This window comes from Paenibacillus sp. NFR01 (genome assembly GCF_900111565.1).
Lineage (GTDB): Bacteria > Bacillota > Bacilli > Paenibacillales > Paenibacillaceae > Paenibacillus_AQ.
This window is the reverse complement of sequence record NZ_FOIK01000002.1, coordinates 577206-589763: the sequence shown is the minus strand read 5'-3', so window position 1 is coordinate 589763 and position 12558 is coordinate 577206. Positions and strand designations below refer to the sequence as shown.

The following is a 12558-nucleotide window of genomic DNA, read 5'->3' as shown; positions in this document are numbered from 1 at the left end:
CCACATGAAATCTTTATCCGTGTTTATGAAGGACCTGGGTGCGGCGCTCAAGAATCCGAAAGTGCTGATTCCGATGTTCGTCGTCCTCTTCATTCCCGTGCTGTACAGCGGACTGTTTCTGAAAGCGTTCTGGGACCCGTACGGTAAAATGAACGAGCTGCCGGTCGCTGTAGTAAATGAAGATAAAGGCGCCGATTATGAAGGAACCAAACTTGCCGCAGGCGAGGAACTGGTAGAAGAGCTCAAGAAGAGCGACGGTTTCAAATGGAATTTCGTCACACGTGCGGAGGCGGAAGCCGGGCTGGACGACAACACGTATTACATGGCTATCATCGTACCTGAAGATTTCTCCGCCAAAGCGACGACGCTGCTGGATAGCGATCCGCAGCCGGCGCAAATCATTTACGAGCCGAATGAAGGCTATAACTTCCTGGCCGGCCAAATCGGCGGCACCGCCGTCAAGGACATCAAGACCAAAGTGGCTGCCAAAATTACCGAAGCGTATACGAATACGGTATTTGATCAGATCGCCACGATTTCGGGCGGGCTGGGCGATGCCGGCGACGGTGCGAAGCAAATCGCCGACGGCGCGTCCAAGCTGGACGACGGCGCGCTCAAGCTGAAGGACAATTTAGTCGTGCTGACCGAAGGCGCAAACAAGCTGCGTGACGGCGCAGCGCCGTTGACCGAAGGCGTCACGGCCCTGAACAACGGCGCGGCTTCCCTGCAAAGCGGCAGCAGCGCGCTGGCAAGCGGCTTGTCGCAATTGTCCGACGCGCATAAGAAGCTGCAGGACGGCGTGGCGCAGACTGCAGCGGGCAGCAAACAGCTCGCCGGCGGACTGAAGCAAAGCGAAGCCGGCGCAGCTGCGCTGGAAGCCGGCACGAAGTCGGCGGTGGACGGCACCGCGAAGCTGCAAGCCGGCACGAAGTCCGTGGTGGACGGCAGCGCCAAACTGGCCGCGGGCCTGGGCAGTTCCACCGAAGGCAGCGCGAAGCTGGAGGCCGGACTGAAAGCCTCCAAAGACGGCAGCGCCAAGGTAAGCGCAGGGGCCAAAGCGGTGGCCGACGGGCTGCAGGCGCTGGCCAAAGCGAATCCGCAGCTGGCTGCCAGCGCGGATGTGCAGAAGCTGATCGCGGCGAGCACCGCGGTCGCGGAAGGCACCGCGCAGCTGGACCAAAGCCAGCAGCAGCTGCTGGAAGGCGCAAGCGCGCTGCACAGCGGGCAAGAGCAGCTGGCGGCCGGTGCGAATCAGCTGCATGATGGCGCCGGGCAGCTTGATGCCGGCGTGACCCAGCTGCACACCGGTGCTGAGCAGCTGAACGCAGGCAGCGCCCAGCTGCTGGCCGGACAGAAGCAGCTGCTTGCCGGCGCAACGAAGCTGGAGAGCGGCGGCGGTACGCTGGCCGCAGGCATGCAGCAGTTCGGCGCCAAGCTGGGCGAAGCGGCTGCAGGCGGCCAGAAGCTGGCCGACGGCGGCAAAGCGCTGCAGGACGGCACGAAGAAGCTGCTTGACGGCGCCGGCCAGCTCGGCACCGGACTCGGCTCTGTCGCCGACGGCGCGCAGAAGCTCTCTGACGGTGCAGGTCAGCTCAAAGACGGACTCGACGAGCTGAAATCCGGCTCCGGCGAACTGGCCGACAAGCTCGGCGAAGCCGCTGCAAAAACCAGCAGCGTGAATAAGAGCGACGCCATGGTGTCGATGTTCGCACAGCCGGTACAAATCAATGAAGTGAAGGTTAGTCCCGTACCGAATTACGGCACTGGTTTTGCACCGTATTTCCTTTCGCTTGGCCTGTTCGTCGGCGCGCTGATCTGCACGCTGGTTGTGCCGATGCGCGGTTCCGAGGTACTTGGCGCGAGCCGGTTTAACCGTTTTGTCAGCCGCACGCTGACCTTCTCGATGATGAGCGTGCTGCAATCCCTGATGGCCATCTGCATCGTGCTGTACGGCCTGGGGCTGGAAGTGCAAAGCGTACCGTTATTCTACGCATTTACCTTTATTACAAGTATTTCGTTCATGTGGATGATTCAAGCCATCGTTACCTGGCTGGATCAGCCGGGCCGCTTCGTCGTCATCGTCATTCTGATCTTCCAACTGACGACCAGCGCCGGCACGTTCCCGCTGGAGCTGATTCCGAGCTGGATGAAGTTCTTCAACCCGCTGCTGCCGATGACCTACAGCGTCCGCGGCTTCAAGTCCGCCATCTCCACCGGCAACTACACCATGCTGTGGAGCGAAGCGGGCATGCTGGCCGCTTACGGCATCGTCTTCCTGGCGTTGACCTTCACCTACTTCATGACCCGCGACCGTGCGGATGAAGTGACGGTAGGCGGCGAACAAGCAATTACTGTCTAAGTCCGGAATGAACGGACAGAAATTAAGCAGCGCTTGAACCACCATTAAAAGCGCTCCTGAAGAAGTAGTGGGTTGTCACTATTTCGGAAGGAGCGCTTTTTTTTATTACAGAATTTATAGTTTTACGGATTCCCCGCCGAGTACCTGTTTATTAGAAGCCTAACCCTCACTTTATGAGGGCTATTTCAGTTATATCGCCGCTTCTGCCGGCGTAAGCTCATTGTGAGCGCAAGAAATACGAGACTGTGCGGATCTGCGAGAGTAGACGTGCTGTTAAAAGAAAACGGCACCATTTCCTTCTCCATCATCTGTTCCTCGCCTAGCTAAAATTTACTTACGACCTGAGCGCCATTATTGGGACCCTTCGGAGGGGGATTACACCTTTTTTAGCAACATAAGGGCGCTGATGTCCGTTAAGTACAGAAACACCGTATTTTTCGGAAATAGCGCCTCTCAGGTCCGTTAGCGCCAACGCCGTCAACCGGTTAAAAAAATGAAATGCTTAAGCAAACAAAATGCAACAAAACCCAATCGCACAGCCCGTATAATAATTAAGAATTGGAAGTCAAAGGAGGATGCGCTTGAACGGCAAACAACCGTCCGCGGAACAGGCGGACAAGCCCATTATTGAAATCACCGATCTGCGCAAGGTGTACCGGATCGGCGGGGAGAAGGTCGTGGCCCTCGGCAGCATCAGCTTAAGCATCCGCCGGGGCGAGTTCTGCTGCCTGCTGGGCACCTCGGGCTCGGGTAAATCGACACTGCTGAATATGATGGCCGGACTGGAAAAGCCGACGCGCGGCACGGTCAAAATCCGCGGGCAAGTGGTAAGTGCCATGTCGGAAAAACGGCTGGCCCGCTTCCGCCAGGATTACCTCGGCTTTATTTTTCAATCGTATAACCTGCTTCCGGCGCTGAATGCGCTGGAGAATGTAGCGCTGCCGCTGACTTTCAAGGGCGTGCCGCGTTTTGCCCGGGAGAAGCGCGCACGCAAGCTGCTGGCGGCGGTCGGGTTATCCTCGCACGAGAAGCATAAGCCGTCGCAGATGAGCGGCGGGCAGCAGCAGCGGGTCGGAATTGCGCGGGCGTTCGCGGCGAAGCCGCAAATTATTTTTGCCGACGAGCCGACCGGCAACCTGGACTCCAAAACGACGCTGGAGGTCATGGAGCTGATGAAAACGCTGGCCCGGCGCAACAATCAGACGATTGTTATGGTTACGCACGACAACGAGCTGGCCCGGCATGCTGACCGGATCATCCGCATCATCGACGGCAGCATCCAGGAAATTATTGTCCAAAACGAAACATTCGGGGGTTAAGGAATGAAATTCAAGGTTACCGCACTTCTTCTTATTATCGCATGCATACTCGCCCCGTTCGGACGGCAAACAATCCAGGCGGACCCGGTGTCTGCTTATTCGTACACGGTGACAGACTACAAAATCATCAAAGGAAACACCGCGCAAATCAATCCCAATGATGAAATCACGCTGCGGTTGAACATTAAAAACAACAGTACCGCCACCCCGGGATCATCGCTTTCCTTGCAAATTGAAGATTCGAGTTCGTTTTATGGGAAAAATTCGAATATCTTCGACGTGAAAGCAGCGGTCTCGGATATCTCTGCCTCCACATTTTCCGTGGACATTCCCCTCGTTTACAGCGGAAGCGGGAAAAAACTCACGCTAAGCTTTTTGGCGGACGGCACCAAGGTCTCCAAGCAAAGTGTGACGGTTGATTTGGCGGTGCCTACCGTGCCGGAAGCTTCCCCGACGCCTGCCCCCATTCCGGTAGATACCTCAAAATACGTACCCCGGCTTTCCGTTACCGGCGGCGACATCCCGACCGGCGAGGCGGGAAGCACGATGCAGCTCGTGCTGCCGATCAAGAACACGTCGCCTTATGCGGCAAGCAACATCACCGTCACGCTTGATCCGGGTGAAGCGGGGAAAATCCCGTTTGAACCGGGGATGGCCAATCTGGTTCAAACCCTTGGCTGGGTCAATCCGGGCGAAACCAAGGCCGTATCCTTCGCCTTAAAGCTCAGAAGCGACGCGCAAGCCGGCGTCTACACAATGAAACTGAATTATACGTTTAATAACGGTTCAGGCGATTCGTTTACCGCGTCGGAAAGTTTGTATCTCAAAGTCAATAACAATAACGTTCCGGTCCGGATTTCGCTAGCGGGAATTTCCAACTATCCGCAGGAGGCAATTCCCGGCCAAAAGCTGAAGCTGACCGTCCGCGTATCCAATGACGGAAGCTTTAAAGCGAGCGGCGTGCGCGTGAGTCTGACCGGACTGAAATCGGACGGCTTTGCGCTGGACGGCGATACGGGTTCCCGTTATATTTCTTCGCTGTTCGGAGGAGCCGTGCAGGAAGTAGTGTTCAATCTCGTCGCCTCGTCCGGCCTGACCGGCGGCAGCCAGCCGCTCGGCGTCAAGCTGGACTACAAGGATGACGGGGGCACCGCGGTCAGCGATGAAAGCACGGTATTCATCCCGGTCCGCCAGACGGAGGGGGCCTCTCCGGCCGCGGTTGTCATCGACAAGCTTACCGGTCCGGATTCGGTGATGCTGCCGAATGACAAATTTACGGTTGGATTCCGCGTGGTTAACGGCGGCGGCGTCAAGGCGCAGAATGTGAAAGTCAGCGTCACGACCGATAAAGAGCTGATTCCCGTTACGCTAAGCAATGTCATTCTTCCGACGCTGGCTCCGGGAAAAAGCAAAGACCTGAGCTTCAAGTTATCCGTCGCTCCCGATGCCGTCACACGGAACTACCCGGTGTCGATTACGGTGGAATATGACGTGATGCAGAACGGCCAAGCCGTGAAAAATACGCTGCAGCAGTACGTGGGCGTCTACGTCCAGGGCAAGCCGGCTTCCGGGTCGCCGGACGGGCTGAAGACGGTGCCGCGGATTATCGTGAGCCAGTATGCGATCAATCCGTCCCAGGTGCCCGCGGGCAAGGAAGCAGCCGTGGATGTCACGCTGCTGAATACGAGCCGGATGATGAACGTTGGGAACATCAAGCTGACCGTCATGTCCGAAGACGGTACGTTTACCGTAGACGGCAGCAACACGTTCTACATCGATTCGCTTCCTTCGGGAGCATCGCTTCAGAAGAAGCTGACCGTACGCGCCAAACCGGACGCCGAGGCGAAGGTGTATGCATTGTCGCTGAATCTGGAATACGAGGATGCCAAGGGCAACCCGTTTACGTCCAAGGAAACGGTTAGCCTGCCGGTCGTGCAGGAGAACCGGCTGACGGCCGGCGAGGTAACGGTGGGCGGCGAAGCGTATGTCGGGCAGCCGGTGCCGCTGTCGCTCGATTTTTACAATATGGGCAAGGCCATTCTATATAATCTGATGGTTACGGTGGAAGGCGACGGCTTCCAAAGCGCCAACGGCAGTTATTATGTCGGGAACTTCGCATCGGGCCGTAGCGATTCCTTCCAGCCGTCGATCACGGCGAACGCCGCCGGAGAATTATCGGGCAATGTGGTGTTCGCCTTTGAAGATGCTTCCGGCAACCGCAGCGAAATCCGCAAGCCGTTTACCGTGAATGTGATGGAAATGCCGCAGATGCCGGATCCGTCCGGCCAGATGCCGGAGCAGCCTCTGGAAGGAGGAAGCCAAAGCAAGTTGCGCCAATACTGGATTTACGGAGCGGTCGCCCTGGTGGCAATCGCGGGCGTAGTTACCGGACTGAAGCTGCGCTCCCGCCGCCGGAGACGAAAGGAGCTTGAACTGGATGACGATTTTTGATTCGGTCCGACTCGCGCTGATTAACTTCTGGCGCAGCAAGGTGCGCTCCTTTCTGACCATACTCGGCGTCGTGATCGGTACGGCAGCGATTGTCGTCATGCTTTCGCTTGGCATCGGCATGAACGAAAGCTTCAAACAGCAGGTCAGCCAAATGGGCAGCCTTACGCTGATCAATGTCTATCCCGACGCCGGGGTTTCACAGGGCATGGGCGGCGGAAGCGGCGCCGCCAAACTGGACGACAAGGCGATTCGCGCCATGTCGGAGTTGAAGGGCGTCTCGGTCGCGACGCCGCTCATCCAGACGTCTGCCAAGCTGATTGCGGGCAAAAATGTCGCTTATCTCTCGCTGGTCGGCATCCGTCCGGATGCGATGGCCAAGCTGGATTTTCCAATCGCCGAAGGCCGAATCCTGGAGAACGCCGATACGCTGGATCTCGTATTCGGCTCGCAAATCCCCACCAGTTTTTATAATCCGAAGGCAACGATGGGGTATACGCCGATTCCGCCGGTCGACCTGATGAACGAGAAGCTGCAGATGACCTTCGATATGAGCTACGGAGATAAGAAGCCAACGACAGCGGACGGACAAAGCGGAGGCAGCGATAACGCCAAGGTGGCGCCGCTGTACAAAATCAAGGCAGCGGGGGTGCTTGCCCAAACGCAGAACGAAAAAGACTGGTCGGTCTATATCAACCTTGACCATCTGCAGAAGCTGATCCGCGAGAACGCGAAAACCGAAAATTCTCCCTTCGCAGGAATGGGACAGCAGCAGCAAGGGTATCAAACGGCTATTGTTCAGGTAGAGGACCTGAAGGACGTGGAACCGGTGCGCGACAAAATCAAAGCGCTGGGGTTTGGAACCAGTGCGCTGACGGATGTCCTGAAGGGGATGCAGGAGACCTCCAAAACGCTGCAGATGATTCTCGGCGGCATCGGAGCCGTCTCGCTGCTGGTCGCGGCGATCGGGATTACCAACACGATGGTCATGTCGATCTATGAGCGGACCCGGGAAATCGGCATCATGAAGGTACTGGGTTGTGAACTGGGGGATATCCGCAAGCTGTTTTTGCTGGAGGCCGGCTTTCTCGGCTTTATGGGCGGCCTGCTCGGCCTCCTGTTCAGCCTTGCCGCCTCCTACTTGCTGAACCGCTTTGGCGGCAGCGCCATGGGTTCGCTGGGCGGGGGCGGAATGGGGATGGGCATGGCCGATCCTTCGGCCGCTGCAGCACATATCTCCGTCGTACCCACCTGGCTGATGGTTTCCTCGGTAGTTTTTGCCACGGCGGTCGGGCTGATTTCCGGCTTCTATCCGGCCCGCAGAGCGATGAAGCTGAGCGCGCTGGAAGCAATCAAGACGGAATAAAGGCGGATTTTTGCGAAAGAATGACAGTTAATAGAAAAAAGACGCGTTTGAAACGCTTCCATTGAATAAGGGCTTATTCATTTACGGTGCATATTTATGCACCGTAAAGTTTTTTTACACTTTTATACACTAAAGCTGTACCGTAAAAACATTTATTAATCAAACTCATAAAAAACTTTAAATTGCGCTCATGTCAGGTCGATGATAAACTTATATAACCAATCTGGCTTGAATAATTATTTAGATTGTCTCTGAAATATTTTCCTTGGATATTTTTTGAGAAGCGGATGCCGCCTTTTGTCGAAGGACGCGCAGCCGCTTCTTGCGAAGATAGCGTCTATTTCATAACAGAAAGGTTGCGTAAGATGAGACACACTGAACTGCCCGGCAAACAGGGCCTTTATGATCCACAGTTCGAAAAAGATGCTTGCGGCATGGGATTCGTCGCCCATATTAAGGGCAAACCGTCCCATGAGATCGTAAGCAACGCTTTGACCATGCTCTTTAACATGGAACATCGCGGGGGCCAAGGCAGCGAACCGAATTCCGGCGACGGAGCGGGCATCATGCTGCAAATTCCGCATCGTTTCTTTGCCGCCGAAGCCAGCAAGCTGGGCTTTGAACTGCCGGAGCAAGGCCAATATGGCGTGGGCATGCTTTTTCTGTCTCATAACGAAGAAATCCGTTCCCGCCATGAGGCTCTGCTGAGCGAGATTATCGCCGAGGAAGGCCAGCAGGTGCTTGGCTTCCGCGATGTGCCGACCTTTGACGAAATGCTGGGCAAAACGGCCAAGGCCGCCAAGCCTTATGTCCGTCAAGTATTCATTGCCCGCTCCGCCGGCCTGAAGACCGATCTGGATTTCGAACGCAAGCTGTATGTTATCCGTAAACGCGCCGAATTGTCGATCCGCTACGGCGGAGCCGAGGAAGGCGAAAGCTTCTATGTGTCCAGCCTTTCCTGCCGAAAGATTGTCTACAAAGGCATGCTGACCACTGAACAAGTCGGACAGTTCTACCTCGATCTCCGCAATGAAGCGCTGGAATCGGCGATTGCACTCGTCCACTCCCGCTTCAGCACCAACACGTTCCCGAGCTGGGAACGCGCGCATCCGTACCGCTTCATGATCCACAACGGCGAAATCAATACGCTGCGCGGCAACGTGAACTGGATGCATGCCCGCCAATCGCTGTTCAAGAGCGAAGTGTTCGGCGAAGATTTGAGCAAAATCAAACCTGTCGTCAACCCGGACGGCTCCGATACCGCGATGTTCGACAACACGTTCGAATTCCTGTATTTGAGCGGACGTTCCCTGCCGCATGTGGCGATGATGATGGTACCTGAGCCTTGGAGCGGCCATGACAGCATGGACGACAGCAAAAAGGCATTCTATGAATACCACAGCACGCTGATGGAGCCGTGGGACGGCCCTGCCGCCATGGGCTTTACGGACGGCGTGCAAATCGGGGCGATTCTCGACCGTAACGGTCTGCGTCCATCCCGTTATTATGTAACCAAAGACGATTTGATCATCCTGTCCTCCGAAGCCGGCGTACTCGATATCCCGGCGGAGAACGTGCTTTATAAAGACCGCCTGAGACCGGGCCGCATGTTGCTGGTCGATACGCAGCAGGGCCGGATCATCTCCGATGAAGAGGTTAAAGCCTCCATTGCCTCGGAGCAGCCGTACCGTCAGTGGCTGGATGAGCATCTGATCGGGCTTGACCAGCTTCCGGACGCGCCGGAGCTGCCGAATCCGAAGCATGACAACGTGCAGCAGCTCCAGCAGTCGTTCGGCTACACGTTTGAAGACTTGCGCAAGGTGCTGGAGCCGATGGCTTCCACCGGCCAGGAAGCCGTAGGCTCGATGGGTTACGACGCTCCGCTTGCGGTGCTGTCCGACCGTCCGCAGCGCTTGTACAACTATTTTAAACAGATGTTTGCCCAGGTTACCAATCCGCCGATTGACGCGATCCGTGAAGAACTGATCACATCGACGGCAACCGCGATCGGTCCGGAACGCAACCTGCTGAAGCCTGAACCGGAGAGCTGCCGCCAGATCTCGCTGGATTCCCCGATCCTCTCGAACGAGGATTTCGCGAAGATCCGCCACGTGCGCCGGGCCGGCTTCAAGGCGATGACCATTCCGATTCTGTTCCCGGCCGAGCTGGGTGCAGAGGGACTGCGCATTGCGCTGGAGCGCCTGAATGAAGCGGCTGACCGCGTCATGGCCAAAGGGCATAACCTGCTGATTCTGTCCGACCGCGGCGTTGACCGCGAGAATGCGGCGATTCCGGCGCTGCTGGCCGTATCCAGCCTGCATCACCACCTGATCCGTTCGGGAGCGCGGACGAAAGTCAGCATCCTGCTCGAATCCGGCGAACCGCGCGAAGTGCATCATTACGCGCTGCTGCTCGGCTACGGCGTGAGCGCGGTCAATCCGTATCTGGCGTTCGAGAGCCTCGACGACATGATCGGCCAAGGCTTGCTGCGCGGCATCTCGCATGAGAAAGCCGTGAAGAATTATATTAAAGCGGCGACGAAGAGCGTCGTGAAAATCTTGTCCAAAATGGGGATCTCCACGATTCAGTCGTACCGCGGCGCGCAAATCTTCGAGGCCGTCGGCCTGAACGCGGACTTTGTGGACCGTTACTTCACTTGGACGCCGTCGCGTATCGGCGGCATCGGCCTGGAAGAAGTCGCTGCGGAGACTCTGATGCACCACAACCGCGCTTTCAGCGACAAGGACGGCCGCGACAAAGTGCTGGATTCCGGCGGTGAATACCAATGGCGCAGCGACGGGGAAGAGCATTTGTTTAACCCGCAGACGATTCATCTGCTGCAGCAGTCGGTCCGCAGCGGCAACTACGAGATGTTCAAGAAATATACCGAGCTGGTTCAGGGCGAAAGCGAGAACTACAAGACGCTGCGTTCGATGCTGAAGCTGGTTCCGCAAGGCGGACCGATTCCGATCGAAGAAGTAGAGCCTGTAGAGTCGATTGTAAAACGCTTCAAGACGGGCGCGATGTCGTTCGGTTCGATCAGCAAGGAAGCGCATGAAACGCTTGCCATCGCGATGAACCGCATCGGCGGCAAGAGCAACACGGGCGAAGGCGGGGAAGATCCGGCGCGGTTCATTCCGGATGCCAACGGCGATTCCCGCCGCAGCGCAATCAAGCAGGTGGCGTCGGGCCGGTTCGGCGTAACGTCGCACTACCTGGTGAACGCCGATGAAATCCAGATCAAAATGGCGCAAGGCGCGAAGCCGGGCGAAGGCGGACAGTTGCCGGGCCGCAAGGTGTATCCTTGGGTTGCGGAAGTCCGCGGTTCGACGGCCGGCGTAGGCCTGATCTCGCCGCCGCCGCATCATGACATTTATTCGATCGAGGATTTGGCGGAGCTGATCTATGATCTGAAGAACGCGAATCCGCGCGCCAATATCAACGTCAAGCTGGTATCTGAAGTGGGCGTCGGCACGATTGCCGCAGGCGTTGCCAAAGGCCGGGCCGACATTATCCTGATCAGCGGCTACGACGGCGGCACCGGCGCATCGCCGATGAACTCCATCCGTCATGCCGGTCTTCCATGGGAGCTGGGCCTCGCTGAGACCCATCAAACGCTGATTCTGAACAACCTGCGCGACCGCGTCGTGCTGGAGACGGACGGCAAAATGCTCAGCGGCCGCGACCTGGCGGTTGCCGCATTGCTCGGCGCCGAAGAATTCGGCTTCGCCACCGCACCGCTCGTAGCGGTCGGCTGCATCATGATGCGCGTCTGCCAGATGGACACCTGTCCAGTTGGCGTGGCGACGCAAAATCCGGAGCTGCGCAAGAACTTCGTAGGCGATCCGCAGCATGTCGTGAATTTCATGACATTTATCGCTCAGGATCTGCGCGAAATCATGGCTAGCCTCGGCTTCCGCACCATTCAAGAGATGGTCGGACGCACGGACTGCCTGGACGCGGTTCTTGCTGCGGATCACTGGAAGAAACATGGCGTCGATCTGAGCGGCCTGCTGCATACACCGGAGCTGCCGGAAGGCAGCACGCGTTACAATACGAAGCGGCAGAACCATGGCCTGGAAGAGACGCTGGATATCTCGAAGCTGCTCGGCCTGGCGCAGCCGGCGCTGGAATCCGGCGCGAAGGTGGAGGCATCTCTGCCGATCACGAACGTGAACCGTGCCGTCGGCACGATTCTTGGCAGCGAAGTGACGCGCAAATACGGCGCAGCCGGATTGCCGGAAGATACGATCTCGCTGCATTTCACCGGTTCGGCCGGCCAAAGCTTGGGGGCATTCGTACCGAAGGGCATTACGCTTAGCGTTGAAGGCGACACGAACGACTATCTCGGCAAAGGCCTGTCGGGCGGCAAACTTATCGTGAAGCCGTCGCCGAAGGCAACCTTTGCCGCCGAAGACAATATCATCACAGGCAATACGGCATTTTACGGGGCCACCGGCGGCCAGGCGTATATCAGCGGGATTGCCGGCGAACGTTTCGCCGTCCGCAACTCGGGTGTCAATGTCGTTGTTGAAGGCGTGGGCGACCATGGCTGCGAATACATGACCGGCGGCCGCGTCGTCGTTCTCGGAACGACGGGACGCAACTTTGCGGCAGGGATGTCCGGCGGTATCGCGTATGTATACGATCCGGACAATACGTTCGTCAAACGCTGCAACCTGGAAATGGTGCTGCTGGAGCGCATTGAGGATGCAGCGGAAGCTGCCGAAGTGCAGGGCATGATTGCCCGCCATGCGGAATATACGGACAGTCGGGCGGCCCAGCGCGTGCTTGCGGCCTGGGACGAAGCGCTTCCGAAATTCGTTCGCGTCATTCCGAAGGATTACAAACGGATGCTGGAACAGATCCGCAAGGTAGAAGATGCCGGCATGACCGGCGAAGCCGCCATGATGGCTGCTTTCGAAGCCAACATGCGCGAGCTTGCCCGCGTCGGCGGATAATTGTGCCGCAGCTTCGCTTTAAATAACTGAAACGCAACTCGCCAAAGCGCGTAGTAAAGAGGGACTTCATCTTTCTGGAAGGAAAGGAATGAAGTCCCTCTTTTT

Annotated in this window: 5 protein-coding genes; all 5 read left to right on the top strand. The window is 57.2% G+C overall.

What is annotated here, in order from left to right:
* The first annotated feature begins 4 nt into the window (after nt 1–4).
* Nucleotides 5–2359 carry a YhgE/Pip domain-containing protein gene (locus BMW84_RS13875; protein WP_091069386.1) on the top strand — a complete coding sequence of 785 codons (2355 nt, stop codon included), beginning with the start codon at nt 5–7 and terminating at the stop codon, nt 2357–2359.
* A 581-nt stretch (nt 2360–2940) separates the two neighbouring features.
* On the top strand, nt 2941–3678 hold the full coding sequence (locus BMW84_RS13870; RefSeq protein WP_254772984.1) for an ABC transporter ATP-binding protein: 738 nt from the start codon (nt 2941–2943) through the stop codon (nt 3676–3678).
* 3 nt (nt 3679–3681) lie between these two features.
* Nucleotides 3682–6129 (top strand): COG1361 S-layer family protein, encoded by a 2448-nt coding sequence (locus BMW84_RS13865; protein WP_091069380.1) that lies wholly within the window; start codon nt 3682–3684, stop codon nt 6127–6129.
* Nucleotides 6116–7492, top strand: a complete 1377-nt coding sequence (locus BMW84_RS13860) for an ABC transporter permease (protein ID WP_091069379.1) — start codon at nt 6116–6118, stop codon at nt 7490–7492. The genes BMW84_RS13865 and BMW84_RS13860 overlap by 14 nt, the downstream gene beginning before the upstream one ends.
* 365 nt (nt 7493–7857) lie before the next feature.
* Nucleotides 7858–12453 carry a glutamate synthase large subunit gene (gene gltB, locus BMW84_RS13855; protein ID WP_091069377.1) on the top strand — a complete coding sequence of 1532 codons (4596 nt, stop codon included), beginning with the start codon at nt 7858–7860 and terminating at the stop codon, nt 12451–12453.
* Nucleotides 12454–12558: the final 105 nt, after the last annotated feature.